Source organism: Novosphingobium sp., from assembly GCF_027486195.1.
Lineage (GTDB): Bacteria > Pseudomonadota > Alphaproteobacteria > Sphingomonadales > Sphingomonadaceae > Novosphingobium.
Map to the genome: position 1 here is coordinate 1 of NZ_JAIXPP010000001.1, position 26782 is coordinate 26782.

At 66.2% G+C, this 26782-nt stretch carries 22 protein-coding genes; 10 read left to right on the forward strand and 12 right to left on the reverse strand.

Going from position 1 to position 26782, the window contains the following annotated elements:
• Window positions 1-211: 211 nt before the first annotated feature.
• Window positions 212-1168 (reverse strand): cyanophycinase, encoded by a 957-nt coding sequence (locus tag Q0071_RS00005; RefSeq protein ID WP_298163890.1) that lies wholly within the window; start codon window positions 1166-1168, stop codon window positions 212-214.
• Window positions 1169-1298: 130 nt separating this feature from the next.
• On the reverse strand, window positions 1299-1649 hold the full coding sequence (locus Q0071_RS00010) for a hypothetical protein (RefSeq protein WP_298163892.1): 351 nt from the start codon (window positions 1647-1649) through the stop codon (window positions 1299-1301).
• Between the two features lie 351 nt (window positions 1650-2000).
• Here Q0071_RS00010 and Q0071_RS00015 point away from each other — a divergent pair, with 351 nt between their 5' ends.
• Genes Q0071_RS00015 through Q0071_RS00035 form a run of 5 tightly spaced genes read left to right on the forward strand, consistent with a single transcriptional unit; the run spans window position 2001 to window position 9417 of the window.
• On the forward strand, window positions 2001-2678 hold the full coding sequence (locus Q0071_RS00015; RefSeq protein WP_298163895.1) for a response regulator transcription factor: 678 nt from the start codon (window positions 2001-2003) through the stop codon (window positions 2676-2678).
• A 7-nt stretch (window positions 2679-2685) separates the two neighbouring features.
• A complete protein-coding gene (locus tag Q0071_RS00020) occupies window positions 2686-4026 on the forward strand; it encodes a HAMP domain-containing sensor histidine kinase (protein ID WP_298163897.1) in 1341 nt (446 codons plus the stop codon).
• Window positions 4027-4028: 2 nt separating this feature from the next.
• Window positions 4029-5363, forward strand: coding sequence for a TolC family protein (locus tag Q0071_RS00025; RefSeq protein WP_298164089.1), 1335 nt, complete (start codon window positions 4029-4031; stop codon window positions 5361-5363).
• Window positions 5351-6382 carry an efflux RND transporter periplasmic adaptor subunit gene (locus Q0071_RS00030; protein ID WP_298163899.1) on the forward strand — a complete coding sequence of 344 codons (1032 nt, stop codon included), beginning with the start codon at window positions 5351-5353 and terminating at the stop codon, window positions 6380-6382. The genes Q0071_RS00025 and Q0071_RS00030 overlap by 13 nt, the downstream gene beginning before the upstream one ends.
• Window positions 6379-9417 (forward strand): efflux RND transporter permease subunit, encoded by a 3039-nt coding sequence (locus tag Q0071_RS00035; protein WP_298163902.1) that lies wholly within the window; start codon window positions 6379-6381, stop codon window positions 9415-9417. The genes Q0071_RS00030 and Q0071_RS00035 overlap by 4 nt, the downstream gene beginning before the upstream one ends.
• Before the next feature lie 194 nt (window positions 9418-9611).
• Here the strand turns inward: Q0071_RS00035 and Q0071_RS00040 are convergent, their stop codons facing one another.
• The 3 genes from Q0071_RS00040 to Q0071_RS00050 form a co-directional block, all read right to left on the reverse strand.
• Window positions 9612-10370 carry a spermidine synthase gene (locus Q0071_RS00040; protein ID WP_298163904.1) on the reverse strand — a complete coding sequence of 253 codons (759 nt, stop codon included), beginning with the start codon at window positions 10368-10370 and terminating at the stop codon, window positions 9612-9614.
• A gap of 3 nt (window positions 10371-10373) precedes the next feature.
• Window positions 10374-10682, reverse strand: a complete 309-nt coding sequence (locus Q0071_RS00045) for a DUF6481 family protein (protein WP_298163906.1) — start codon at window positions 10680-10682, stop codon at window positions 10374-10376.
• A 411-nt stretch (window positions 10683-11093) separates the two neighbouring features.
• Window positions 11094-11606, reverse strand: a complete 513-nt coding sequence (locus Q0071_RS00050) for a cytochrome c family protein (RefSeq protein WP_298163908.1) — start codon at window positions 11604-11606, stop codon at window positions 11094-11096.
• Between Q0071_RS00050 and Q0071_RS00055 the strand changes: the two genes are divergently transcribed.
• The 3 genes from Q0071_RS00055 (at window position 11605) to Q0071_RS00065 (ending at window position 14769) form a co-directional block, all read left to right on the forward strand.
• Complete coding sequence (locus Q0071_RS00055) at window positions 11605-11790, forward strand: hypothetical protein (protein WP_298163910.1); 186 nt, start codon at window positions 11605-11607, stop codon at window positions 11788-11790. The genes Q0071_RS00050 and Q0071_RS00055 overlap by 2 nt on opposite strands.
• Before the next feature lie 79 nt (window positions 11791-11869).
• Window positions 11870-13435: a GtrA family protein gene (locus Q0071_RS00060; protein ID WP_298163912.1), complete on the forward strand. Its 1566-nt coding sequence runs from the start codon at window positions 11870-11872 to the stop codon at window positions 13433-13435.
• A 38-nt stretch (window positions 13436-13473) separates the two neighbouring features.
• Window positions 13474-14769: a PLP-dependent transferase gene (locus Q0071_RS00065; protein WP_298163914.1), complete on the forward strand. Its 1296-nt coding sequence runs from the start codon at window positions 13474-13476 to the stop codon at window positions 14767-14769.
• 136 nt (window positions 14770-14905) lie between these two features.
• Here Q0071_RS00065 and ggt read toward each other — a convergent pair whose 3' ends face one another.
• The 7 genes from ggt to Q0071_RS00100 form a co-directional block, all read right to left on the reverse strand.
• Window positions 14906-16627: a gamma-glutamyltransferase gene (gene ggt / locus Q0071_RS00070; RefSeq protein ID WP_298163917.1), complete on the reverse strand. Its 1722-nt coding sequence runs from the start codon at window positions 16625-16627 to the stop codon at window positions 14906-14908.
• A 4-nt stretch (window positions 16628-16631) separates the two neighbouring features.
• A complete protein-coding gene (locus Q0071_RS00075) occupies window positions 16632-17033 on the reverse strand; it encodes an MAPEG family protein (protein WP_298163919.1) in 402 nt (133 codons plus the stop codon).
• Between the two features lie 25 nt (window positions 17034-17058).
• Window positions 17059-17484 carry a DUF4442 domain-containing protein gene (locus Q0071_RS00080; RefSeq protein ID WP_298163922.1) on the reverse strand — a complete coding sequence of 142 codons (426 nt, stop codon included), beginning with the start codon at window positions 17482-17484 and terminating at the stop codon, window positions 17059-17061.
• 10 nt (window positions 17485-17494) lie between these two features.
• Window positions 17495-19234: an amidohydrolase gene (locus Q0071_RS00085; RefSeq protein WP_298163924.1), complete on the reverse strand. Its 1740-nt coding sequence runs from the start codon at window positions 19232-19234 to the stop codon at window positions 17495-17497.
• A gap of 75 nt (window positions 19235-19309) precedes the next feature.
• Entirely contained in the window at window positions 19310-21085 is a 1776-nt protein-coding gene (locus Q0071_RS00090; protein ID WP_298163925.1) for a hypothetical protein, read from the reverse strand.
• Window positions 21082-22788 carry an Hsp70 family protein gene (locus Q0071_RS00095; protein WP_298163927.1) on the reverse strand — a complete coding sequence of 569 codons (1707 nt, stop codon included), beginning with the start codon at window positions 22786-22788 and terminating at the stop codon, window positions 21082-21084. The genes Q0071_RS00090 and Q0071_RS00095 overlap by 4 nt, the downstream gene beginning before the upstream one ends.
• Before the next feature lie 84 nt (window positions 22789-22872).
• Complete coding sequence (locus tag Q0071_RS00100; RefSeq protein WP_298163930.1) at window positions 22873-24309, reverse strand: glycosyltransferase; 1437 nt, start codon at window positions 24307-24309, stop codon at window positions 22873-22875.
• Between the two features lie 98 nt (window positions 24310-24407).
• On the opposite strand from Q0071_RS00100, the gene Q0071_RS00105 reads away from it, so the two are divergent.
• Together Q0071_RS00105 and Q0071_RS00110 are read left to right on the forward strand one after the other, a co-directional pair.
• A complete protein-coding gene (locus tag Q0071_RS00105; protein ID WP_298163932.1) occupies window positions 24408-24962 on the forward strand; it encodes a cytochrome b in 555 nt (184 codons plus the stop codon).
• A gap of 88 nt (window positions 24963-25050) precedes the next feature.
• Window positions 25051-26775, forward strand: coding sequence for an amidohydrolase (locus Q0071_RS00110; protein ID WP_298163934.1), 1725 nt, complete (start codon window positions 25051-25053; stop codon window positions 26773-26775).
• Window positions 26776-26782 lie beyond the last annotated feature (7 nt).

Below are 26782 nucleotides of genomic sequence, written 5' to 3' on the forward strand. Positions count from 1 at the left end.
CACGGCAGCCTCAGTCACCCCGATCCACACCAAAGCCCTTTTACCCATAGACCATTGGATGGGGCCCGCGGGTTCCTCCATGTCAGGATTCCGTACGCAAGCGCCCGAAATCCTTAGACTTACCGGACGTTTCCACCCGTCATTTCGAACGGCAGCTTCCATACAAGGCCGACATTCAGCGTTGCCCAGCCCTTCTGACTAACAATCCATGTCAAGGCAGCTGCGTGATCGTCCCGCCGCCCGCGCTGTAGTCCTGCACCCGGTCCGGCTTATCGACATAGCCCGCAGGCAGATGGACCACCGATTGCTCTCCGGCAAAAGTCACCCGCACGCGCGCGGCCTGCAACGGTCCGGGCACTTTCACGCGGCCGATCCCTGCGCCTGACACGATCGAGACGCCGGTTCCTGCCACTGTCGGATAGACATGGCCCGTCCCGTCGGGCTCGACCGCCAGCGATGCACCTTCGTCGACACCCACTCCGATCAGCGGCGGGGCATCGGCCGGGCGACTTGCCTGCGCCTTGGCGATGAAGGCGAAGAGACGGCCGAGCCGGCCGCGCTCGGTGAAGTGACTGTCAGTGATGACCGCCTTGAGCAGGTCGAGATGGAGGAACCCCGTTTCTATCGTTGTGCCTTTCCCGTAGGGGTCGGCAAGGCCCTCGGGGCTCGTCAAGCTGTGTCCATCCATGCAGCCATAGAGATACTCGCCCAGCATCGCGAGACCTGCGCTGGTGCCCGCCAGTGGCTTGCCCGCCCGCACATGGGCATCGAGCGCCTCGGCAATCGGTGTGCCACGCCAGCGCCGCACATAGCGCGCCTGATCACCGCCTGCGATGAACACGCCGTCCGCCTTGCGCAGTGCTTCGAGCAGATGCTTGTCATAAGAGGCGGAGCGGCGGTGGGTGACGAACGTCTCCGCTGAAAGCACGCCGCCGAGTTCTCGATAGAACTCGGTGCTCGCCTCGCCATGCTGCGAGGCGCGCAGGATCACGATATGACCGTGTCCAGCCTTGGCGATGAACCAGCGCATGGCGTCGATATCGTGGTCGCCCCCGCCCATCAGCAGCAGCCCGCCCGAAACCGATGCAGGAGCCGGGCCGGAAGGATCGCCCTCGAGATAGACGTCCAGCGCCTTTGCCTGCACCGAACCCGCTGAAAGCGGCGCCAAGCCCGCAATGGCCAGCAAACCAATGATGCTCCGCTTGCGCACTTGCCCATCCCCTAATCCATTGATGCAACAGCCATTAAATATACAGTCGCCTGGCTTGCGAACGTCGGGCTCACCGCGGGGGCCCGCATCAGGTCGCCAAAAGTGTCTGATAAAGGCGCGATCCAGTCAAATCCTTGAACTCGAGCGAAAGGCCGGCCTTCCCGACCGTCATGGCGGCAAAACCCGATCGCGCGGCGACATTGCGGGCGATCACGCTGTCGACCTCGTCCCGGTACTTGTGGACGGTCGGCGAGGTGTCGATCACGAACAGGTCGAGCTGCGGCACGCCGGATTCTGCGCCGGAGACCTGATAATGGCGCTGCGGCATGCGCCAGCGCGGGCTGGTCCGGGCATAGTCGAGCTGCGCCTGCGGATTGCCGCGATAGTCGTGGTTGCCGATCGCGCTCGAATACGTCGCACGCGCGATGAGGGCCGGCAATCGAGCCGGCAATCTCGTAGGACGGCGGCGGCGCCGCAGCGACCAGCCCGAGCGAAAACGCGGCGAGGGACATCTGGGAGATGCGAATTCGGCGCATGGGGCAATTCGCAATCAGGGAGGGCGGGACCCCGCGTGAATGCCCTGCCCCTGCCGCGCTTGCCAGCGGCGATTGCCCGGGTGGGCAGTACATTGGGAAGATACAAGCTTGCGGTCCTGCCGCAGCGGCCGTTCATGTACATTGGGATTTTAGAAGACCATTTCGATGCATCGCCAATCTATAGCGGTGCAACACTCTGCCGGACCGCACCACCTGCGACTTCGCGGAGAACTCACATCACGAGAAAGGGGCCGGTGCGAGTTCTGATCGCCGACGATGACAGCGGAACCGCCGAGCTCGTCGCCATGACGCTTGGCGACAAGGGCCATGTCGTCGCCTGCGCCGCCACGGGCGATGCGGCTTTGCGCCTGGGCCTTGCCGAAGGCTACGACGTCATCGTGCTCGACCGCATGATGCCGGGGCTCGACGGGCTGGAGGTGCTGCGGCGATTGCGCGGCGATGGAGTCGGCACGCCGGTTCTGCTGCTGACCGCGCTAGGGGGGATCACCGACCGGGTTGCGGGGCTGGAAGCCGGGGCGGATGATTATCTGGTCAAGCCCTTTGCGATGGCCGAACTGCTTGCCCGGCTCACCGCGCTGATGCGCCGCCTACCGATCAACGAGGCGACCACGCGGCTCGAAGTGGGCGCAATCACGCTGGATCTGCTGAAGCGCGAAGTGCGGCGCGAAGGCCGCGAGGTCCATCTCCAGCCGCGCGAGTTCGCCCTGCTCGAACAGCTCATGCGCCATGCAGGCAAAGTGGTCACGCGGACGATGTTTCTCGAGAGCATCTGGGGCTTCCACTTCGACCCGCAGACCAACATCGTCGAAAGCCATCTGAGCCGCCTGCGTTCGAAGCTCAACGAAGGGTTCGGCAGCGATCCCATCGAAACCTTGCGCGGGATCGGCTACCGCATGCGTGCCCGTGGCTAGACGGCTGATGGCAAGCGCTGCCTACCGCGTGGCCTTCACCTATTCGGCGGCCTTTGCGCTGGCGATCCTCCTGCTCGGCGTGGCGGTCTACTACGCCGCCGATGCGGACTTCAGGAACCAGCAGGATATCGGCATCGCCGAGGAAACCGCAGGGCTGCAGCGCGAATTCGACGAGGGCGGCATCGCCGATCTCGCCGCCGCCGTCGCCAAGCGAGAGGCGATGAACCCTGAGGACGGATATCAGTATGCCCTGGTCGACAAGGCCGGGCACAGGCTTGCCGGCACTCTCGCGATCAACGAGGTCCGGGTGGGTGCCCAGGATCTGATGCTCGACGACCCTAGCGAAGGCCCCGACCCGGCACGGGCGCTTGTGAGTGCCTTGCCAGACGGCTCGCGGCTGGTCGTTGCCATCGACAGCGAAGGTGTCGAGCGGATCGACCGCACGATCCTCACCCTGTTTGCCGCCGCCTTCATGCTGGTGATTGCGCTCGGGGTGATCGGGGCGCTGCTGCTCGGCGGTTATCTGCGCCAGCGGCTCGCGCGGATCAGCGGCACGGCGCAGACGATCATGGCTGGCGACCTTGCCCCGCGCATTCCAGTGGGGCCGCGCGGCGACGAGTTCGACCAGCTCGCGATCGCGCTCAATGCCATGCTCGACCGCATCGGCGCGCTGCTCGACAATCTGCGGCAAGTCTCGACCGACGTCGCGCATGATCTGCGCACCCCGCTCGCACGCCTGCGCAGCCTGATCGAGGGCGCGCTCGACGGCAGCGCCGATCCACAGACACATCGCCAGGCGCTCAAGCGCGCACTAGCGCAGAGCGATGATCTGCTTGCGCTGTTCGCAGCAATCCTGCGCATCTCCGAGGTCGAGGCTGGCGAGATCAGGCGGCATTTCCGCCCTGTCGACATCTCTGACCTCGCAGCCGACCTTGCCGAAAGTTATGCGCCCGCGGTGCTCGACGGCGGACGCATCCTGACTGCCGAGATCACACCGGCGCTGGCCATCATGGGGGACCGCGAGTTGCTGGCGCAGGCCGCGATCAATCTCCTCGACAACGCCCAGCGGCACACCCCGGCCGGAACTGCGATCAACATGGTGGTCCGTGCCGAGAGTGACACCATCCTGCTTGCCGTCGCCGACAATGGCCCCGGTGTTGCCCCCGGCGATCATGCGCGGATCGCCCGCCGTTTCGCCCGGCTCGAAGCGAGCCGCACCACCCCCGGGCATGGGCTGGGGCTGAACCTTGTTGCCGCCATTGCGGCAGCGCACGGCGGCCAGCTGAAGATCGAGGACAACCACCCGGGCTTGCGGGTCACGCTCGTGCTGCCAAAGCTTGCCGCGTGATCATGCGGCCGCCTTGGCCTTTCGCCGCCGTCCTGTTGCTTTCGGCCTGTGCCAGCTACACGCCTCATCCGCTGAACTCCGCGCTGGACGACTCGGCTACTCAGCAGGCGCTGACGCGCGATGCCGCGAGCCTTGGCAGGCCCGATCTTGCGCCGGCAGCCATCGATCTGGCCAGCCCGCTCGACAAGAATGCCATCGCGACGATTGCCGTGATCGCAAACCCCGATCTCAAGGCCCTGCGCGCGCGCGCCGCGATTGCCGATGCGCAGGCCTTTGCCGCGCGCCTGCTGCCCGATCCCAGTTTCAGCCTGGGCGCGAACAAGGTGCTTTCAGGGCCAGACCCCTTCCTTGATCTCGCTGGTGCGCTCGGCCTGGATATCAATGCCTTGCGCACCGCCAGAGTGCGGCACGAAGGAGCCGAGGCGCTGGCGCGGCAGGTCCGGCTCGATCTCGCCTGGGCGGAATGGCAGATTGCGGGGCAGGCGCGACTTCAGGCCGTGCGGATCAGCAGCCTTGAGCGCTTGCTGCCGATCGTCAGTGCGTCAGAGGCAACTGCGCGGTCGCAACTGGAACGCGCAATGCGCGCCGCAGGCCGGGGCGATCTCGCCGCAGATCAGGTGCAGGCCGCCCGGATTGCCGCCTTCGATGCGCTCGACCGCCAGCGCACCACCGCGCGAGACCTGGCCGCCGCCCGGCTCGAACTGTTGCGCCTGCTCGGCCTGCCGCCGTCTACCGCGCTCGTGCTCGCGCCGCCCCAGCTGATGGCGAGCGCGCCCGAACCAGGGCGCCTGTTCGATCTTGCCAAGGAGCGCCGTTTCGATCTCATGGCCCTGCTGGCGGGCTACGGCGCGCAGGAAGCCGCGCTGCACAAGGCGATCCTCGATCAGTTCCCCAACCTCCAGCTCACGATCAACGCCGGGCGCGATTCGGGCGGCAACCTCTCGCTCGGCCCGGCGGTGAATTTCGACTTGCCGGTCTGGAACCGGGGCCGCGGCGCGATCGCCACCGAACGCGCGACGCGCGAGGCGCTGCGGAGCGAATACACGGCGCGCCTGTTCCAGACACGTGCCGACATTGCGGCGGCGGTGAACGGCCTTGCCATCGCGCGCCAGCAACGCAGCGCGGTGCTCACCGATCTGCCCGCCCTGACACGCTTTGCCGAAGCCGCCCGCAGCGCTGCAACGCGCGGCGATCTGCCGCTCGCCAATGCAGAGACCGCCGAACAGGCACTGCGCGATAAGCAGGTGCTGCTGGCGCAGGATGATCAGGCCATCGCCGAGCAAACGATCGCGCTGGAACTGCTGACCGGCACCCTGAACGAGACATGGACCCGATGATCCGAATTGCTGCACCTTTCGTTGCCCTCCTGTTGTTGGCCGGCTGCTCCACTGGCAGCGATGGTGAAGTCGCGACCGATCCGGTCGCGCTCGTTACTCTGGCACGCGCTGAACCCGGCGCCATCGCCGCCGAGGTCACGCTGTTTGGCACGGCGGAGAGCGGGGCCACCGGCAGGCAGGGACTGACCGCCGCCGCAGATGCGGTGGTGACGCGGATTGTCGCCCCTGTTGGCACGCGCGTTTCGCGCGGCGATCTGATTGCCGTGCTGACACCCGCGCCTGCCGCGCGGCTCGATCTCGCCAAGGCGGCGACCGATGCGCGCACCGCCGAGGCGGCACTGGCACGGGCGCTGCGTCTGCGCAGCGATGGCCTGTTGAGCGATGCCGACGTCGAGGCCGCACGCGCCGCTGCGGCGAGTGCGCGCACGACACAGGCGAGCCTTGCCATCCGTGCCGGGGCACTCACCCTGCGTGCGCCCACCGCCGGTTTTGTCGAAACGCTGGCGGCAAAACCGGGTGACATGGTCACAGCGGGCACTCCGATCGCAACGATCGGCAGCCTCGAGGACGTGCGGGTGCGCTTTGGAGCCGATCCTGCCACCGCGCGCGCATTACGCCCCGGAACGCCGATTGCGATCATGCCGACAGCTGGCCGGTCGGCACTGTCGGTCCCCGTCACATCGGTAGATCCCGTCGTCGATCCGCAGATCAGGTTGGCCGCGGTCTTCGCCCGCCTGCCGGCCGGCACCGGCATCGCCACTGGCGAGACGGTGCAGGGCAGGGTTCGTGTCGGCACCGGTGTAAGCGGCCTGACCGTGCCTTATGCCGCGTTGCTCGATGATGGCGGGCAGCCGTTTGTCTTCTTGGTCAGCGGGGGTATCGCGCATCGCCGCGATGTCGAGACCGGGCCGGCGACCGCTGACCGGATCGCCATCGTCAAGGGCCTTTCCGCCGGTGATCTGGTTGTGACGCAAGGCGGCACCGCACTTGAGGACGGCATGAAGGTGCGTACCAAGTGACGCGCTTGCTGACCAACCACGCGCGTGCGTTGTTGCTGGCGCTCGTGCTGCTGACCGCAGGCGGCCTTCTTGCCGCGACGCGCCTTCCGGTCAGCCTGTTCCCGCCGATCGATTATCCGCGTGTGACCGTCGCGATCGATGCGGGCGAGCGCGATGCCGCGCAGATGGCGGCTGAAATCACCCGGCCGATGGAAATCGCGCTGCGTGCGGTTCCCGGCGTCTCGCATATCCGTTCGACCACGAGCCGCGGTTCGGCCGAAGTCGCACTCACCTTCGACTGGGGGCATGACATGGCAGCCGCCACGCTCGCCACGCAGGGCGCGCTGGCGAACCTGCTTACCGATCTGCCGCCCGGCACCCATTTCGAAGTGCGCCGCTCCGATCCGACCCTGTTTCCCGTGGTGGGCATTGCACTGACCTCGCGCTCGCTCGACAGCGCCGCGCTGCGCCAGATTGCCGAACTCACCATCCGCCCTGCGTTGACTGCGGTAACCGGGGTCGCGGGCGTCGATGTGCTGGGCGGCGGACCGCGCGAATTTGCCGTTGATGTTGACCCTGCGCGGGCGCAGGCGATCGGGCTGAGCTTAGCCGATATCGCTGCCGCCATCGGCAAGGCCAACGACGTGCGCGGTGTCGGCAAGCTTGAGGACCGCCACCGGCTCTATCTCGTGCTGGCGCAAAGCCGGATAGCCGCGCTTGCCGACCTCGCCGCAACGCCGCTCAAGGCAGGGCCGACCGGCGTCGCCACGCTGGGCCAGATTGCGACGATCCACCCTTCGGTGGAACCCAGCTTCATCCGCGTCACCTCCAACGGGCAGCCTGCGGTGCTGATCAATATCCGCCAATCGCTTGCCGGGGACACGGTCAAGATCGTTCACGAGGTCGAATCCCGGCTCAAGGCGATAGGGCTGCCGCCCAGCGTCACCGTCAGCACATTCTACGATCAGTCGGAACTGGTCACAGGCGCCGCTGAAGCTGTGCGCGACGCTATCCTTTTGGGGGCGGTGCTTGCTGGCCTCGTGCTGTTCGCGTTCCTGCGCTCGGGCCGGCTCATGATCATGACCGGGTTGATGCTTCCCGCGGTGCTTGCGGGCACCTGCCTCGTGCTCGCCAGCATGGGCATGGGCTTCGACATGATGACGCTTGGAGGGATGGCGGCAGCGGTCGGGTTGGTGGTCGACGATGCGGTGGTCATGCTCGAACATATCATGCGGCGCATGCAGGACGGGACGGCGAAAGGCCCGGAAGGCCTGCTCCATGCCTCCGCCGAGATGGGCCGCCCGCTGATCGGGTCGACCCTCGCCACCATCGTCGTATTCCTCCCGCTGGCATTCATCACCGGCGTGACCGGCGGGTTCTTCAAGCCGCTCGCGCTCACGATGGTCGCGGCGCTCGGCCTTTCGCTCGTCTATTCCCGGCTGGTGATCCCGCTCGTCGCCGCCCGCTGGCTGCGCGACAAGGATGCCAAGACCGCCGAGCGGGCGGGCGGTTTCCAGCTATGGCTCGCGCGCGGCTACAGCCGCGCCGGCGACCGGGCCTTTGCGCGGCCTGCCCTGTTCGTCGCGGTGCTCGGGATCGGCATGGCCGCGCTCGGCCTTGCCGCCTGGTCGCAGGTCCCTTCCGGCTTCATGCCCGCCATGGACGAAGGCGGATTCATCCTCGACTACAAGGCGCAGAGCGGCGCTGCGCTGAGCGATACCGACCATCTTCTGCAACAAGTCGAGGCGATCATCATCGCGACGCCGGAAGTGGCGAGCTATTCGCGGCGGACCGGCGTCCAGCTCGGTGGTGGGCTGACCGAAGCGGATGAAGGGGACTATTTCATCCGCCTCAGGAACGGCTCGCGCCGCCCGATCGACGAGGTGATGTCAGATATCCGGCGCCAGATAGCCACCAATGTCCCGGGGATCGAGATCGAGACCGCACAGCTGATGGAGGACCTCATTGGCGATCTCACCGCCGTGCCCCAGCCGATTGAAGTCAAGCTCTTCGGCGATGATCCCGCTTCGCTCGAAGCCGCCGCAAGGCGGGTGGGCGAAGCCGTCGGCAAAGTTGACGGTGTGGTCGAGGTGGTCGACGGACTGCGTGTTGCCGGCGATGCGCTCAGCATCAAGCTTGATCCCGGCAGCGCAGCACAGCACGGGCTCGATCCGGACGCTGCAGCGACCCAGCTCGAGGCGCTGATCGGCGGCACCCGCGCCACGCAGGTGCGCATCGGCGAGCAGCTAGTCAGCGTGCGGGTGCGCACGCCTGAAGACCTGCGCCGGCGGGCGGCGGACCTTGGGCGGATGGTACTGACCGCGCCTGATGGCCACGCAGTCTACCTCTCCCAGATCGCGGGAATTTCGGTCATCGCCGGCCAGAAACAGCTGACGCGCGAGGACCTTGCGCCATTCATCGCCGTCACCGCGCGGCTCGAAGGGCGCGATCTCGGCTCGGCGATGAAGGATGTCCGGGCGGCCGTGGCCGGGCTGCAGCTGCCGCGGACGATACGCGTGGACTTCGGCGGGCTCTACGCACAGCAGGAGCGCAGCTTTGCCGATCTCAGCCTCGTGTTCGCCGCTGCGCTGCTGCTTGCCGCGCTGCTGCTGACCTTCCTCTTCGAACGCATGGTCTGGACGATCGCGGCCATCGCCACCGTCCTTCTATCGGCAGCGGCGGTGATCTGCGGTCTGTGGCTGACGGGTATCGAGCTTGATATCTCCGCGCTGATGGGCCTGACCATGGTGGTCGGCATGGTGGCCGAACTCGTCATCTTCTTCCTCGCCGAAATCGACCCGGCCGCGCCTGTCACGCTGGAGCGGCTCCGTGAGGCGGGCGCCCGCAGGCTCCGGCCGATCCTTATGTCGGCGCTGATCGCCATCCTCACGCTCAGTCCGCTTGCCCTTGGCGTCAGCCGCGGTGCGGGCCTTCAGCAGCCGCTCGCGACGGCGATCATTTTCGGACTGCTGGCGGCAGTGCCATTGGTGCTGCTGTTCCTGCCGGCGATGATCGCTGCAATCGGATCAGTGAGCCTGCGCGGCGTTCAGCGCTAGAACCCGGCCGCAGCGCGCTTTGTGCGCCGCGATTTCGGCCTTGGCCCGACATTGCAGCATGAGCAATCCTGGCGGCCTTCAAAGCAGCGACGCTGGTTGCGAATGGAGATGCGGCCTAGCATCATTTGGCTCCAGCGTCCGATGGCGGAGCTACGCTGCCGCAGCCATGCGCAACTTCTGTCAGGAACAGACGTTCACATTGGCTGATCCGAGCGACCGGTCTGGTCGTTACCGCGCTTGACTGCCATGATGATCACATGCTGTTCGCCGTGCCCGGTCGGGGACGCACCCGGCCCCCGATCGGTCTCGATCACCGTGACAGCGAAGCCGCTGCGGGCGAGTGCTCCAGCAAATCTGTCGTCGTGCGAGGCAGACCAGACGCCGAGAATTCCGCCCTCCTTCAAGGCAGACCATGCGGCCGCTACCCCTTCCCGGGAATAGAGCCAATCGTTCGCCCGACGCGTGAGGCCTTCTGGTCCGTTGTCGACATCGAGCAGGATGCAATCGTAACCTTGCGCCGCGGATTCAATCAAAAAGGCAACGTCGTCCTGCACCAGTTGCACGCGCGGGTCATCGAGGCACCCATCGGTGATGCGCGCCATGGGCCCTTTCGCCCACTCAACGATCTTCGGCACGATTTCCGCAACTGTCACTTCAGCATCGCGTCCGAGCGTCCGGAGAGCGGATCGCAGCGTGTAACCCATGCCGTAGCCGCCGATGAGCATGTGAACCGGGTCGCGGCCGCCGAGTTCGGCGCAGACCGCGCTGGCGAGCACACCTTCCGAGGCCGAAAGGTCGGTGCTCATCAATTCATTGTCGTCGAGCAGGATCGCAAAATCAGTCCCATTCCGGATGAGGCGGAGCCTGCTCCCATCCGGAACGAAAGCGGTGTCGACGAGGTGCTCGCCGGCATTCAAAGCGGATAGGCCGCTGGCGTTGGCAAGATGCTTCAAGCGCTACTTCTTGCGTGCCTTGCGGGCCGCATACTTTGCGTCCCGAGCCGCCTTGCGCTCCGCTTCGGTAAGTGCTGGCGCTACCTTGGCAGCGCGCTCGGCCTTCTCGGCAAGTTCCTGCGCCTTTTTCGCGGCGAGCAACGCGCGCTTCTCGGCCTGGATTTTCTCACGCGCCTCAGCCGCGGCAATGCGTTCGGCCTGCGCTGCGGGATCCAGCGGGGCTCGTGCCTTGAGCTTTGCGAGTGCCTGTTCTCGCGCAGACGCTGCCGCCGCGCGCCGGGCCTCGAGCCCGGGTTCCTTGTAACCTGCCATAAACGGGGTCGTCTCCGAAGGGGGGCGCTTGCTTTCCCGTGCGATGGGATCGCAATCCGCCAGGATGCATCTGATGGCGAGCGACGCCCACGCCTGCAAACACAACCGGCGTGGCGGCGTGGCTGCACCGACATCGCGGCGCCCTACGCCGTGTCTCGGCCTATGTCACGGATTGTTGTTCAACGGGATCCAAGCGGTGTGTACGCGCAGAGCGCGTGGTATGGCCCGTGTTGCCATAAACAGAGTTCCGACGCTGAGACTGGAATGTCGATATCTGGGGGAAAGCGGCCACCGAACCACGCATGCTCGCGAGCGGAGGTAACGCCCACATTAGCCCCTTCCAAACCCGCAACAAAAAAACGCCGCCCCCTTCCGGGAGCGGCGCTCTTTCTGTGCTGAAAGCAGCGAGGCTTACTTCGTCGCGCTGGTCAGGTAGGCGATCACGTCCGCGCGGTCCTGGCCCTTGGCGAGGCCGGCGAAGGCCATCTTGGTGCCGGGGACGACGCGGGCCGGCTTTTCCAGATACTGGTAAAGCTTCTCGGGCGTCCAGGTGATGCCGCTTTCCTTGTTCGCGCTCGAATAGGAGAAGCCGGCGATCTGACCAGCCTTGCGGCCGATGATACCGTGCAGCGACGGACCGATGCGGTTCACGCCCGGATCGATCACGTGGCAGGTCTTGCACTGGGTGAACACCTTCTCACCCGCAGCCGCATCGCCCTTCATGTCGGCGAACTTGGTGCCGTCGAGGGTGTCGGTCGCGTCGGCAGCAACCTTGGTTGCAGCAGCAGGTGCAGCAGCATCAGCAGCCGGTGCGGCCGCCGCAGGAGCTTCGGCAGGCGCCGCAGCTTCTTCCTTCTTGCCGCCGCAAGCCGCCAGGGCGGCAGACAGGGCGATCAGACCGAGGTATCCTCTCAAATTGCTCATGGCCACTCCTCTACGAAACTGGGACAGTTCAAAACTGCCGAACGATTATGACGAAAAATCCGGACCGGCAACCGACAAACGCGGCTTGGCGGCCATGGACAGGCTTCCTTACACACATTTAATCTTCACCCGGATCAGCGCCCGGGCAATTGTCCTCAAGGGCATGTCGCGCGGGGCCGCCTGATCTGCCATCGCGCCGCAGTTTTGCGCGGTGCCCAGCACCCTTTGACAGCAGCGCCGGAGCGACCGTAAAGGCGGATGGGATGAGGGTATGGCCGTTCTCGGTACTGGTTGATACGCGCACCGCAGCGGCGCGCGAAAAGCCCTTGGGCGAGCTGGCGGTTATTCTCCTGCTCAGCGCGCTGGCCGCCCTGCCCGCGATTGCAGCGCCGGTGCTGCCGCTGATCGATCTTGGCGGACACATCGCGCGCTATGCGGTGCAGCTCGATGCCGGCCGATCCGAAGTACTCCGCAATTGGTACAGCTTCGAATGGGGGCTGCTGCCCAACCTCGGCGTCGATCTGCTGGTGCAGCTGCTCGCGCCGGTCATGGGGCTGGAGCCGGCGGTGCACCTCATCGTCGGATCGATTCCGCCACTGACGGTTTCGGGCATGCTGCTGCTTTCGCGCGCAGCACACGGGCGGATCGGAGTGAACGCGCTCTATGCGCTGCCGCTCGCGATCTCGCTGCCCTATCTCTACGGTTTCGCCAATTTCGCACTTTCGATCGCGCTGGCCTTCCACGCCATGGCACTGTGGATTGCGCTGGAGCGGCGGCCGGTGCTGCGCACGGCGCTGTTCGTGCCGATCGGGTTCCTGCTGTGGGTGTGCCATCTCGTCGGCTGGGCGGTGTTCAGCCTAGTGGCGGGGATGACCGCACTGGTGGCGAACTGGCGCAGCGGTCCGGGGGGCCGCAAGGGTTTCGCAACCACGGTGATCGCGACGGGCCTGATGACCGCGCCGCTGCTGCTTGGCCCGATCATCGGCGTGCTGACGCAGCGGCCGGGCAAGGAAGCCATCGCGCTGCTGGCCAACAATGATGCGCCGCGCAAGATCGTCTGGCTGATCATGGCGATGGCGGATCGCTGGCTGGGATGGGATGCAGCCTGCGCGGGGGTGATCGCGCTGGTGCTCTATATCAGCCTGCGCACGCGCGGCTTCGTTGTGAACTGGGGGCTGATGGCCGCGGCGCTCGCGCTGCTGGGGCTCTATCTGCTGATGCCCGATACGATCATGGGATCGCGCTTTGCCGACATGCGGCTGGGCCCGGTGATTCTGGCGCTGCTGGTGCTGGCCAGCGCGCCGGGCGAACACGTCGATCCGCGGCTGACGCGCTGGCTGCTGATCGGCGGTCTAGTATTCTCCGGGGCGCGGCTGGCCACCAACACTGCGAGCATGGCGCTGGCCGGCCACCAGTTTGCCGAGACGCTGACCGCGATCGAGGCGGCACCGCGCGGGGTGAACCTCGTCTCGCTCTATATCGACGAGTGCAACGGCTGGAACACCGACCGGCGGCGGCACATCATGGGTTATGGCCTGGCGCGGCGGCACTTGTTTGACAACGGGCAGTGGCAGCTGCCGAGCGGACAGCTGATCAGCATCCACAATCCGCGCCTTGCCCCGTTCGACCGGGACCCTTCGACGATCACGTTCATGGAGCCCTGCGGCGATTCGCCCGCCCTGCCCGAAGTTGTCGCCGCGATCCCGCGCGCGGCGCGCTTCCTGTGGGTGATCCGGATCGATCCGGCGACGCGCCTGCCCGGCTGGGAACCGCTGCGCAAGACGGCGGACAGCGTGCTCTATCGTCGCTTGAAAACTCCACCAAATTGATTGACTATAATCATAACCTTCCAGAGCAGGATGCCCCGATGACCGACCTCAGCAAAGCCAAGCCCGAAACCCTCGCCCTCCACGCCGGCTGGCGCGCCGATCCGACGACCGGCTCGGTCGCGGTGCCGATCCACCAGACGACCTCGTACCAGTTCCATTCGACCGAGCACGCCGCGAACCTCTTTGCGCTCAAGGAACTGGGCAACATCTACACCCGGCTGATGAACCCGACGACCGATGTGCTGGAACAGCGCATGGCCGCGATCGAAGGCGGCGTGGCGGCGCTGGCAGTCTCGTCCGGCCAGTCGGCGACGACGCTTGCCATCCTCAACCTTGCCAAGGCGGGCGACAATATCGTCGCCTCGACCAACCTCTACGGTGGGACCTGGAACCTGCTGGCGAACACGCTGCGCGATCTGGGCATCGAGACGCGGTTCGTCGATCCGGCGGACGTGGAAGGTTTCCGCCGCGCGACCGATGACAAGACGCGCGCCTACTATGCCGAATCGCTGCCCAATCCGAAGCTGGAGGTCTTTCCGATTGCCGAGGTGGCCGCGATCGGACGTGAATACGGCATCCCGCTGATCATGGACAACACAGCGGCGCCGCTGCTGATCAAGCCGTTCGAGCATGGCGCGGCGGTGGTGGTCTATTCGGCGACCAAGTACATCGGCGGGCACGGCACCTCGATCGGCGGGTTGATCATCGATGGCGGCAACTTCGACTGGGAAGCCTTCCCCGAACGCCAGCCGCACCTCAACACGCCGGATGCGAGCTATCACGGCGCGGTCTGGGCGCGCGACATCAAGCCGCTGGGACCGATTGCCTACATCATCCGCGCGCGGGTGGTACTGCTGCGCGATCTGGGCAACGCGCTCTCGCCGATGAGCGCGTTCCAGCTGATCCAGGGGCTGGAAACGATGCCGCTGCGCATCGAGCGGCACTGCGAGAACGCGGTGAAGGTGGCGGCGTTCCTTGCCGCGCATCCCAAGGTGGCTTCGGTAATCCATCCTTCGGTTGCGACAGGCCGGGCGGCGGACCTTGCCGCCAAGTACCTGACGCGCGGCCAGGGCGGGCTGGTCGGCTTCGAACTCAAGGACGGAGCCGAAGCGGGCAAGCGCTTCATCGATGCGCTGGGGCTGTTCTACCACGTGGCGAACATTGGCGATGCGCGCAGCCTTGCGATCCATCCCGCCTCGACCACGCATTCGCAGCTTTCGGTGGAAGAGCAGGCCGCGAGCGGCGTGACGCCGGGCTATGTGCGGCTTTCGATCGGGATCGAGCATATCGACGATATCCTCGCCGATCTGGGCACAGCGCTGGACGCGGCGTAAGGGCTGCCTGCCCCCACTATCGTCATTGCGAGCGTAGCGGAGCAATCCAGAGCGTCAGGCACGACCGCTCTGGATTGCTTCGTCGCTTAGCTCCTCGCAATGACGAGGTTTGGAGGTGGGTTTGGGGTCCGCGCTCCTAGTACCCCACCGCCATGCCGTCCTTGCGGTGGTCCGAACCGGCGCGGTAGGCGCCGGTTTTCGGATCGATCATGATGCCCTGATAGCCGCCCATTTCCGAACCATCGTCGCGCATCACCTTGTGGCCGCGCGCGGCGAGATCGGTGCCGACGAGATCATAGAGGCCGCTTTCGAGGCGCAGCACGTTGGACTGCTGGCTGTGGTTGAAACGGGCGGCGTCGCTGGCGCTCTGCACATTGGCCCCGAAGGCGAGGAGGTTGGCGAGGACCTGTGCCTGCCCCTGCGCCTGCTGGCCGCCCTGCATCACGCCGAACGAATAGTAAGGCTTGCCGTCCTGCGTCACGAAGCCGGGGATGATCGTGTAGAACGGGCGCTTTCCCGGGGCCAAGGCATTGGGGCTGGCGGGATCGAGCGAGAAAGCATTGCCGCGGTTGCTCAGCGTGAAGCCGTAGCCGGGCACGGTGATGCCGGAGCCGAAGAAATCATAGACCGAGTAGATCAGCGAGACGACGTTGCCGTCCTTGTCCGCCGTCGTGATATAGGCGGTGCCGCCCAGCGCGGGCGCATCGGGGCCAATGGCGGCGGCCTTTTTCATGTCGATCCGGCTGCATTGCTGCGCGGCGTATTCCTTCGAAACGAGGCGGGCGACGGAGATCGCGGAATAGTCCGGATCGCCATTGAAGCGCTTGAGATCGGCGTAGGCGAGCTTCTTGGCCTCGACCATCAGGTGCCAGTAATCGGCGGAGCGCGGGCCGAGTTTGGCGGGATCGAGCCCGAGTTTGGCCGGGCAGACTTCGAGCATGTTCATGATCTGGAGCACGGCGAAACCCTGCGTGCTCGGCGGCATTTCGTGGATGGTGTAGCCCTTGAAGGTGGTGCTGATCGGTTCGACCCAGCGAGCGTGGATCGTATCGAAGTCCTTCAAGGCAAAACCGCCGCCAAGGCTCTGGGATTTGGCGACAATCGCATCGGCAATCGGCCCCTTGTAGAAGGCATCGCGCCCGCCGCTGGCGATGAGGCGGAAGGCCTTGGCGAGATCGGGATTGCGGAAGATATCCCCCCAGCCGAGCGACTTGCCGCCGGGCATGTAGGTCTTGGCCGAGTCCGGATCCTTCGCCAGCAGCTTCGCGCTGACCTGCCATTCGCCGCCGATCCGTTCGGTGAGCGGGAAACCCTGCTCGGCGATGCGGATGGCGGGCTGGAGCGCTTGCGCCATGCCGAGCTTGCCATAGCGGGCGAGCAGCACAGACCACCCATCGACCGCGCCGGGGACAAGCGCGGTGTGGATGCCTTCCTCCGGCATCGCCGCGCCGAACATCTTGCGGTAGCGTTCAAGGCTGGCACCGCTGGGCGCACGGCCCGCGGCATCGAGCGCGACGAGGCGCTTTTCCTTGGCGACCCACGCAATCACGAACATGTCCCCGCCGATGCCGGTCGCTTCGGGCTCCACCACGTTGATTGCGGCGGCAGTGGCCACGGCGGCATCGAAGGCATTGCCGCCAGCATGCAGCACTTCAAGCCCGGCTTCGGCGGCGAGCGGCTGGCTGGTCGCGACCATGCCGTTCATCGCCATGACTTCGGAGCGGCTTTGCGCGGTCCAGCCCCCTGCCCGGTCGCCGCGCACGGCGTCGAAGGGTACGGGATCGGCGCGGCTGGCAAGCGGGGTCAGCGCGAGCAGCGCGGTTCCAGCAAGAAGGCGAAGGTTGAGGCGAAGGGCCATCGGATCAGGCCTGCGCCGCAAGCAGCAGGCACCAGCCGGCAAGCACCAGCATCGTCAGCCACGTACCGATCACGCCGAGCGAGCGCGGCAGCGGCGGCTTGGTATCGACCGGCGCGTAGAGGCCGACGATATGCGCAGCGCGCGCGGCGAGAAACAGCCCTGCCACGACCTTGAGCCCGAGCGGCGAGGCATGCGCCAATTCGAGCACGCCGAGCATCAGAATCACGATCGGCGCATGCTCGGCCAGATTGGCGTGCGAGCGGCTCGCGCTGATCAGTTTGGCATCGCCCTTGTCACCAAAGGCGGCGCCGATCCGCATGCGCTGGCGCACGGTATCGATAGCGGTGATCAGAAGCATGATCGCACAAACGGCAGTGACGAAGGCAGTAACGGGCAGGATGATCATGCAGTGTTCCTTGTGGCGGTGCAGGTCAGGCCTTGGTCCAGCCGTGCGAGAGCAATTTTACGGTGACTTTGCCGGTGGCGACGGTGACGCCGTCTGCGTCCACCATCGGAAATTCGGCAAGATAGCCCGCGCTGCCCTTGCGTTCGAGATCAGCGAGGAGGCCTTCAAGCGCGGGTTCGTCGAGGCTGAATTCGGCGAAGACGTCGGTCGCGGCCATCTTGTGGAAGGCAACCGCGATATCCTTGATGATCGGGTAGAAGCGCTCAGGTTCGAGGATCGAAATGCCGGGGATGGCGGCAGTCGCTTCGGCCAGTACGGTGAAGGCGCCCATGTACATCACGCCGACGTGGTTCTCGTTGCCCGCAAGCGGCATGCGGTAGCGCGCATGGCCGCGCCCGGATTCGAGGAGTTGAATGCCGGTGCGTTCGACGAATTCGACGCGGTAGGTCATTTGGAGGTCCTTATGCCTTGTACTTCACGTCGCCGCCGACAAGCGTTTGCTGGACGCGGATATCCTTGATTTTTTCGGGATCGACGGCGGCGGGATCGCCATCGAGAATGACCATGTCGGCCAGCTTGCCGGGGCTGAGGGTGCCCTTGAGGTCTTCCTCGAACGAGGCGTGCGCGCCGTTGCTGGAGAGGACTTTCAGGCCTTCCATCACGGTGATCTTCTGGCTGGGGCCCCAGATCTCCCCGTTCCAGCCCTTGCGCGTGACCATGCCCTGGAGGCCCATGAGCGGCGCGAACGGCCCGGGCGGAAAATCGGAGCCGGCGCAGACCGGGACGCCCGCGTCTATCATCATGCGGTAGGCCATCATGTGTTCCATCATCTCCGCGCCGTAGAAATGGAACTTGTCGGCATTGTAGTAGGCGTAGCTGGTGAACAGCGCCGGGACCGCGCCCAAGGCCTTGATCCGGCCGACAAGTTGCGGCGAGACATTGGTGCAGTGGGTGATCTTGGGGCGGCGGTCGGCGGGGCCGAGCAGCTTCATGCCGCGTTCGTAGGCGGTGAGCACCATGGCGATGGCGACATCGCCGTTGGCGTGGAAATTGGGCTGGATCCCGGCGCGCATCTGCTTTTCGACGAGGGCATCGAGGCCCTCCTGCGTCTGCATGATATTGCCGTAATAAGCCGGCGTGCGGCCCGGATAGGGCGTGGCGCGCGACATCGTGCGTTCGGAGAAGGAGCCGTCGGAGAACTGCTCGGCAGTGGCGCCGAAGCGGATCCATTCATCGCCGAAGCCGGTTCGCACGCCATTGGCGATCATGGCATCGAGCATGGCGCCCGAGGTTTCATAGGTCACGCGGTGGTTGAGGCGGCCCTCGCGCCGGATTTGCTGGATCGCGGCGAAATCGTCGGCAAGGCCGGTACTCCCGCCGACGAGGCCCGGAGCGGTGTGGCACACGCTGGTGAGGCCGTAACGGACGAATTCGGCGCTGATCTTGGCCTGTCCGGCAATGGCGCGGGCGCGCAGCTGTTCGGGCGTGAGGTCGGGCTCCTTCGCGGCATCGCGCACGAAATTGAGTGCGGCATCGGTGAGGCGGCCAGTGAGATTGCCATTGGCATCGCGGTCATAGGTGCCGCCGAAGGGATTGGGCGTATCGCGGGTGATCCCGGCGTTCTTCAGCGCAAAGCCATTGACCACGCCGGTGTGCCCGCCGCGGTGGGTGACGATGACCGGATGCGTGGTGGAAACGCGGTCCAGATCGGCCATGACGAGCGGGCGGCCGTCCTTGATCTTGGTATCATCGTAGAATTCGCCGCGCACGAGGCGGCCCGGCGGGGTTTGCAGGGCGCGATCGCGCAGCAGCGTGATGATACGGTCGATGGTGAAGAACTCGACCTCGAACGGATTGCCGACAAGCACATCGCCAAGGAGGCTTTCACCGACGGCGTGGAGGTGCGCATCGTTGAAGCCGGGGACAATGGCTTGCCCTCCTAGATCAATCACTTCGGTGCGGGACGTGGCAAGCGACTTGAGCTCGGCCCAGGTGCCGACGCCGACGATGCGGCTGCCCGCGATGGCGAGTGCATCGGCGGACTGGATCGCGGGATCGAGCGTGTGGATGCGCGCACCCTTGTAGATGCGCGTGGGCGCGGGATCGAGCACGGCGGCCATGGCGCGGGGCGAGATGCCGGCCAGCGTAAGCGCACCGCCGGACCCGATAAAACCGCGCCGCGTGATTGCCAGTGATGCCATGGACTGCCCTCCCCCAATAAGCCTCCACATCGTGCGGGGTTGAGGCGCTACTGGCAAGGGGGATGGTGGCCGCCGCTAGAGCACGCGCAGCAGTGCAGTTCCTTCGGCGCCGCCTTGCCCATCGAGCGCGGCGCGCAGCAGGGCTCGGGTGACCTTGCATTGATCCGAGGGGCTGCCGCTGTTGCTGATCGCATCGCGCACGCGCTTTTCCGGCAGGCCGGTTACAGTGATGACCTTGCCGATGAGCGCCCCCGGAATCCGCGCGCTGGTGACCGAGGGCGGCTTTGGCGCCGCGAGCAGGCCCTTCTCGACCATTTCGGCCGCCAGGGCGCGTTCCCTGGTGCGGATTTCATCTGGCACGACGAGGTCTTGCATCTTCTCCATCTTGAGCACGCGCATGCACAGATCGGGGCCCTGCTTGCTCGCGGCGTCGAGCATCGCGAGGCGAAGGGCGACTGTCTTGCGCAGGATCGGGCCTTGCGCATTGCGGCCATCGAGCTGGGCGCGCAGCCGGACATATTCGAGCACATCGGCCATGACACCAGCTTCGCTGCGGCCTTCCCGGCGCGAGGCGCGGATGCGGTCTTCGAAATCCGAGGCGAGGCTGGCCTGCTGCTCGCGCAGTCGCTCGATCGTGGTGCCCTGACCGAACACTTCTGCAAGCGCCCTGTCGCGGATCGTGATGAACTGCGGATCGGGCGATGCGAGGGCAGCTGGCGGGCCGAACACGTTGGCGGGCGGCGCAACAGGATCGGGCGCGATGCCGCGCAGCACGGCCATCAGGATCTGCAAGCCGACGACCACCGAGATCGCGTAGCCAGAGTTGAAGGTGAAGCCGGTGCCAAAGATGCGGAACACGCCGAAGCCCTGCCCACGCGCCGCCGCGCCGTCGTCCCACGAAACCACGCGTTCGCGCGGGAAGTGGTTTTCGAGTTCGGGGAAGTGCTTGCGCACGCCTTCCAGAAGCTGGTTGATTTCGGCGCGTTTGACCCGGAACCTGTCGATCACGGTGGCGCTGCCCGGGCGCGTCAGTTCGGTCCAGGCCTTGTGAAGCTGGTGATCGGGCTCGGTCACCTTGTCCTGGAAGCGCAGCCCGCGCAGGCGCGCGTTGAGCCAGGCGATCGAGGGTCGCTCGGTGATCTGGCCGCGTTCGTTCTCCCAGCCAAACGCTTCGGCACTGGGGCGCAGAAGCGGCGCGCTGCGGGGCCAGGTTTCGGCGAGGAGATCAGCGAGCCACTCCTCGATCCGCGCATGGCGGGTAAGATCGGCGGTGGCCGCTTCGGCGAGCAGCACTCGCAAGCAGCGCTGGGCGAAGGCATCCTGCTCGTCGGTCAGCGGGCCAAGCTCCGCCTCAGGATCGTGGAGCAGCCGCGCCAGATCGCCATCGGGGTGGGCGAGATAGCCGACATCGGCGCGCAGCGGCTGGGCGCTTTCGATGAGCGGCGGACCGGCGATCGCGCGCAGGGCGGCTGCGGGGGTCGCGGGGGCGTGGATCGGCTGCGGCGCGAGCACAGCGGGTTCGGCATGGGGCACCGCCCCTGCATTGAGGAGCGGCAGGTCCGCCGCCTGCGGGTGCGCCAGCGTGGGCGCTCCATAGAGCCACGGCTCGGCCGGGTGCGCGGCGGTTTCTTCGGGCACATCCGCAGCTTCGACCGGCTGCTGAGGCGGCGGGGCAGCGGCGACCTTGGCGGCGCGCAGGGCAATGTCGCGGGCCTGACGCAGGCGCGCGTAGCCTTCCGGATCGGCATCCGGGTCCATTGCCTTGTAGAGCGCGGCATAGGCCTTGCGGATGGCGGGGACATCCGCGCCGGCGCGAAGCCCAAGGTGCCGGAGCGCGGCGGACGGCGTCACAGCAGCGAATTTCCGCTGGCCGCCTCCAGCTGCTGCTGAAGCAGGCCGCGCGCCTCGGCGATGCGGCGGGGATCCTGGCTATCGAGCGCGCCGGCGAAATCGGTGATCCACTGGCCGATCATCCGGCGCTCCTCGCCCACGAAATCTTCGTAGATGCGTTCGGCGCGGGCCATCAGCGCAACGTTCTCGGCATCCTCGCGCGGATGGAACTTGAGTTTGGCCAGCGCATCGCGCCGCGCGGCAACTTCGCGGTCGGTCAGCGTCTCTGCCTCGCCCGCGATCACCAGAGTGCGGGTGACGCCGGTTTCGTGGACAGTCACATCCACTTCGAGCAGGCCGCTGCTATCATAGCTGAAGCGCACGTCTGCCCCCGCTTCGCCCGCCGGGCGCGCCGGCACCGGTACCTTGATCGCGCCGAGGTGGATATTGCCCGAAACCTCGCGCGCCTCGCCCTGATAGATGTTGAACAGGATTTCCTTCTGGTTGTCCTGCACGGTGCGGTAGTTGCTGACCCGGCTGACCGGGACGGGCGTGTTGCGATCGATGATCGGCGAGAATACGCCGTGCTGCATGCCGCCGCGCGAATCGCGTTCGACCGAATCGACGCCGAGCGTGAAGGGGCAGACATCGGCGATGCGGATCTCATCAAGCGCGGCATCGCGGCTGAGCAGGCCCGCCTGGATCGCGGCACCCAGCGCCACCGCGTGATCCGGGTGGACATTGCTGTTGGGGAAGCGGCCGAACATGCGCGTGATCGCCTTGCGCACGATGGGCATGCGGGTCGACCCGCCGACGAGGACGATATCGCCCAGTTCCGCCACATCGAACGCACAATCGCGCAAAGCCCGCGCGACAGGCTCGCGTAGGCGGCGCAGCAGGTCTTCACAGGCAGCCTCGAACATGTCGGCAGAGACTTCCGCGGTCAGGCGGTCTTCGCCGATCACGACAGCGAAGGTGGCCTTGTCCTCGACCGAGAGCTGGCGCCGGGCGGTTTCGGCAGCGCGGTGGAGCATCGCCTCGCGCTGGCGGGCGTCGAGCTTTTCCAGCCGGCCTTCGGGATCGACCAGCGGGCGCATGCGCGCGGCGAGCGCAGTGTTGAAATCATCGCCGCCGAGCCGGTTGTCACCCGCCGAGGCGCGCACTTCGACAACGCCTTCGAACTTTTCGACGATCGAGACGTCGAACGTGCCGCCGCCGAGATCGAAGACAAGGAAGGGCTCGCGGTCTTCCTGATCCTGCAGGCCGAAGGCGAGCGCGGCGGCAGTCGGTTCATTGATCAGGCGGCGCACGGTGAGGCCGGCAAGCTCACCCGCATGGCGCGTTGCCTTGCGCTGGCGGTCGTTGAAATAGGCCGGGACGGTGATCACCGCTTCAGTCGGGCGGCTGCCGAGGTAGGCCTCCGCATCGTCGCACAGCGCGCGCAGGACGAGCGCGGAGAGGTCCTCCGGCCGCCAGTCCTTCTTGCCGAGCCGCAACTTGCGCTCTGTCCCCATGTAGCGCTTGAAGCTGGTCGCGGTGCTTTCTGGCTGAGTCGCCAGCCGGTCGAGCGCAGCAGCCCCGACATAAGTCGTGCCGTCGCGGCCGACCGAGACCGCCGAGGGCGTGAGCATTTCGCCCAGCGCATTGGGGATCAGCTGCGGTGCATCGTCCTGCCAGACGGAAATGGCGCTGTTGGTAGTCCCGAGATCAATTCCGACGATCATGCCGCGCGCTTGCCCCTGTCCCCGCATCGGCCAAGGACTTGCCCAAGGGCGGCGGTCAGCGCAAGCCCGCGGTGCGCCCGCTCTTCAGGCCTGATGCTCCAGCGCGCTGCGGGTGGCGCGGGTCCAGGTTTGGCTGCCGGTGAGGAAGGCGTACCAGCCGAGCGCGGCGCCGGCGTGGCGCAGGAGCTGGAAGCTGAAGGGTTCAAGCAGCGCGGCGACGAGTGCGGGGCCGAAGCGCAGGCCCTCGGGCCGGCCGGTCCAGCGCTTGTAGATGCCGAGCGACCAGAGGTGGAAGGTCAGGTCGATCACGATCTTGGCGATCATCACGAGGAGGATCGGGAAGGCGAGATAAAAGCGGCCCGTCACCACGAGAAAGATGAGGATCGCGAAGGCGGCGAGGCCGTAGATCGGCTGCAGCGTATCGAGCGCTTTAACCGGCAGCATGCGCGTGCCGACGAGGCCGTAGCGGCTGTTGCCGACCATATCGCGGTTCCAGTACTGCGTTTGCAGGAAACCGCCGAACCAGCGCTGGCGCTGCTTGAGGAAGCCGCGGATGGTGGCGGGGGCATCGGTGCGGGCGAGCGCGCCGCCGACGACGCTGACCTGCCAGCCAAGGCCGTGATCGTTGGAATGGCGGTGGAGGCGGTGGATGAGCTCGTAATCCTCCACCATGCAATCGGGATCGAACCCGCCGACGCTGAGCACCGCCTCGCGCCGGAAGGCGGCGAAGGCGCCCGAGATCAGCAGCAGTCCGTTGAGTTGCATCCACGCGTGGCGCGAGAGGAAATTGCGCACGTATTCGTAGGACTGGAACCATTCGAACAGGCGGCCCGGGAGCGACGGCCCGCAGATCGGCTGGAGCACGCCGGTGGCGGCGACCAATGCGGGATCGCGCAGGAAGGCGGTGCGCATGGCGGCAATCGCGCCGGGCTCCAGCAGGGTATCGGCATCGACGGTGAGCACGACATCGGTGCGCGCGTGCTGCAGCGCCTGATTGAGCGCGCGGGCCTTGCCGCCATGGGGCAGGCGCAGCCATTGCAGGCGGGTCGCGCCGATCACCGTCTCGGCCATGCCGCCGATGCAGGGCGCGGGGAGGCCGTAAGTCTCGAGCATGACCGCGGGGGTGGTGTCGGTGGAGCCATCGTCGGCGATGAGGATCGCCTCGGGCGGCTGGGCCTGCGCGAGGAGGCGGTTGATCGTGAGGTGGATGACGCCCGCTTCGTTATGCGCGGCGACGATGACGCCGAGGGAGGGCGCGTCAACCGTGTGGGGCACCGGGCGGCTGGAATCGGCCACCAGCTTGCGGATCTGCCACGCGGTGAACAGCAGCAGCGCGGTATCATAGAGGATATAGGCCACACCGACCGACCACATGCCGAGGCCCTGCCGATAAAACGCCTGCGCGGTGAGCAGGATGAACAGCAGCGGCGCGGCGATCCCGATCAGGCGGCTGACGAGCGGAATGGGGCGCGGGGTGAAGCGCGGGGACTCGGCGAGGAGAACGGCATTGAGTGGCGGCATGGGTGCGGGCCATAGCCTTGCCAACCTGAACCGGCTATTGCGTTTGAAGGGCAAGTACGTGAACAATCGGCAATGGTCCGATCGGAGCTGAGACTATCATGATCAAGAAATACAGCGGCGTAGCCATTGCTCTTCACTGGATCATCGCGCTGGGCATTCTGGTGAACCTGCTGCTGCCCAACATCTGGGAAGCGGTGGGCGACGAGAACGTGCGGCCGCTGATCGATGCGCACAAATCGATCGGGGTGACGGTGCTGGGCCTTGCCGTGATGCGGCTCTTGTGGCGGCTGACGCATACCCCGCCTGCGCTCCCCGCCAGCTACAAGCCGTGGGAAGTAAAGGCGAGCCATGTGGCGCACTGGGCGCTCTATGCCTTCATCTTCGCGATGCCGCTGACGGGCTGGATCATGGATTCGGCATGGAAGGACGCCGCGACGCATCCGATGCAGTGGTTCGGCCTGTTCGAATGGCCGCGCATCAGCATGGTGATGGGGCTCGACGAGGTGACCAAGAAGAGCGTGCACGACAGCTTTGGCGAAGCGCACGAGATCCTGGGCTATGCGCTGTGGGCGCTGTTTGCGCTGCACGTGATCGGCGCGCTGAAGCACCAGTTCCTCGACGGCGAGAAGGAATTGCAGCGCATCATGCCGTGAGGGGCGGCCCGCACAGTCCCGTCGCTGCTTGACAGCGCGGGGCGTGGGCGTACCCCTTGGCGCATCGGGTGGCTGAGGGGGCATTGTGATGCGGAAGATCGCGGTTTCGGGCGCGCTGGCGTTGGTTCTGGCGGTGTCGCCAGCGGGGGCGAAAACTGCGCCGGCTGATACCGTGCTGCGCGGCGGGACGATCCTGACAGTCGATGCCAAGGACCGCGTGGTGGAAGCCATGGCTATCCGGGGCGGGCGGATCGTCGCGCTGGGGAGCGACAAGGCCATCCGCGCCTACATCGGCAAGCGCACCAAAGTGATCGATCTGGCGGGCAAGACCGCGACGCCGGGGATGATCGATGCCCATGCCCATGCGCTGGAAGGCGGGATCGACGAGGTTGCGAACCTGCAATTGGGCGAGGCTTCCTCCGTCGCCGATTTCCTCGCGCGGGTGAAGGCGCGCGCGGCGGAATTGCCGGCGGGCGCTTGGGTGACAGGTTCGGGCTGGAACGAGAGCCGCATTGCCGAGCACCACCCGCCGAGCCTTGCCCAGCTGGACGCCGTTTCGGGCGGGCATCCGGTCGCGCTGGGGAACACGACGGGGCACTATACGCTGGTCAACAGCGCGGTGCTCAAGCTGGCGGGGGTTGACGCCAAGACGCCCGATCCTGCGGGCGGGCGCTTTGACAAGGACGCCAGCGGCGCGCTGACGGGTGTGATTTATGACAGCGCGCAGGACGTGCTCGACAAGCTGGTGCCACCGGTAGATGCGGCGACACGGACCAAGGGGCTGACCCATGTGATCGAGGGCGCGCTGTCCGAAGGGCTGACCGGCTTCAAGGACCCGCGCACCGGGCGTTTGCAGTGGGATGTCTATGCCGCTGCGGCGAAGCAGGCGCCGCTGAACGTCCATGTCTGCACGCTGACGTTCGCGCAGACCGACATGACGGCGGCGCGGGCGGCAGTGGATGACTATCGCCAGCGTAAGCGGGAATTGCTCGCGCTCAAGGGTCGCAACCTTGATGTGTGCGGGGTGAAGATCTTCCTTGATGGATCGGGCGCGGGGCGCACGGCGTGGGTTTATCAGCCGTTCGAGACCGATGCTTCGCATGCTAATCCGGGCACGGGCTTTCCGATGATGGGCACCGATGTCTACCGCCAGATGGTGGACCTGTTTACCAGGGAAGGCATGCCGATCGGCACCCATGCGATTGGCGACCGGGCGATTGATACGGTGGTCGATGCCTATGCCGAGGCGCTGAAGAAGTGGCCGAAGCAGGGCCTGCGCCACAGCCTGATCCACGCCAACTTGCCGACCGACCACGCCATCGACGTGATGGCCGACCTGCAGAAGAAGTACGATTCCGGCTATCCCGAAGCGCAGGCGGAATTCCTGTGGTTTCTGGGCGATGCGCTGGCCGCGGGATGGGGGCCGGAGCGCAGCGTCAAGATGATGCCCTACGCGACCTACGTGAAGCGCGGCATCCTCTATAGCGACGGATCGGACTATCCGGTGACGCCTTATGCGCCGCGCTATGGCCTGTGGTCCTCCGTGGCGCGTGAACCCGATGGCAACCGCTTTGGCAAGGCACCGTTTGGCACGGCAGAAGCGGTCGATATTCACACGGCGATGAAGAGCCACACGATCTGGGCGGCGCGGCAGCTGTTCCTCGAGAAGGAGACGGGCTCTCTCGAGGTTGGCAAGCTGGCGGACGTGGCCGTGTGGGACCGCAATCCCTATGCGGTGCCCACGGCGAGCCTCAAGGACATGACCTGCATTATGACGCTGTTTGGCGGAAGGGTTGTGTTTGTGAGGAAGTGAGGCTCCC

Bases quoted from the DNA above. Each gene is read 5' to 3' on its own strand.
- Q0071_RS00025 (WP_298164089.1), top strand. From the start codon at position 4,029: ATGCGGCCGCCTTGGCCTTTCGCCGCCGTCCTGTTGCTTTCGGCCTGT.
- Q0071_RS00055 (WP_298163910.1), top strand. From the start codon at position 11,605: ATGGCCACTCCTCTACGAAACTGGGACAGTTCAAAACTGCCGAACGAT.
- Q0071_RS00110 (WP_298163934.1), top strand. From the start codon at position 25,051: ATGCGGAAGATCGCGGTTTCGGGCGCGCTGGCGTTGGTTCTGGCGGTG.
- Q0071_RS00095 (WP_298163927.1), bottom strand. From the start codon at position 22,788: ATGATCGTCGGAATTGATCTCGGGACTACCAACAGCGCCATTTCCGTC.
- Q0071_RS00105 (WP_298163932.1), top strand. From the start codon at position 24,408: ATGATCAAGAAATACAGCGGCGTAGCCATTGCTCTTCACTGGATCATC.
- Q0071_RS00045 (WP_298163906.1), bottom strand. From the start codon at position 10,682: ATGGCAGGTTACAAGGAACCCGGGCTCGAGGCCCGGCGCGCGGCGGCA.
- Q0071_RS00080 (WP_298163922.1), bottom strand. From the start codon at position 17,484: ATGACCTACCGCGTCGAATTCGTCGAACGCACCGGCATTCAACTCCTC.
- Q0071_RS00050 (WP_298163908.1), bottom strand. From the start codon at position 11,606: ATGAGCAATTTGAGAGGATACCTCGGTCTGATCGCCCTGTCTGCCGCC.
- Q0071_RS00085 (WP_298163924.1), bottom strand. From the start codon at position 19,234: ATGGCATCACTGGCAATCACGCGGCGCGGTTTTATCGGGTCCGGCGGT.
- Q0071_RS00100 (WP_298163930.1), bottom strand. From the start codon at position 24,309: ATGCCGCCACTCAATGCCGTTCTCCTCGCCGAGTCCCCGCGCTTCACC.
- Q0071_RS00030 (WP_298163899.1), top strand. From the start codon at position 5,351: ATGGACCCGATGATCCGAATTGCTGCACCTTTCGTTGCCCTCCTGTTG.
- Q0071_RS00065 (WP_298163914.1), top strand. From the start codon at position 13,474: ATGACCGACCTCAGCAAAGCCAAGCCCGAAACCCTCGCCCTCCACGCC.
- Q0071_RS00060 (WP_298163912.1), top strand. From the start codon at position 11,870: ATGAGGGTATGGCCGTTCTCGGTACTGGTTGATACGCGCACCGCAGCG.
- ggt (WP_298163917.1), bottom strand. From the start codon at position 16,627: ATGGCCCTTCGCCTCAACCTTCGCCTTCTTGCTGGAACCGCGCTGCTC.
- Q0071_RS00020 (WP_298163897.1), top strand. From the start codon at position 2,686: ATGGCAAGCGCTGCCTACCGCGTGGCCTTCACCTATTCGGCGGCCTTT.
- Q0071_RS00075 (WP_298163919.1), bottom strand. From the start codon at position 17,033: ATGATCATCCTGCCCGTTACTGCCTTCGTCACTGCCGTTTGTGCGATC.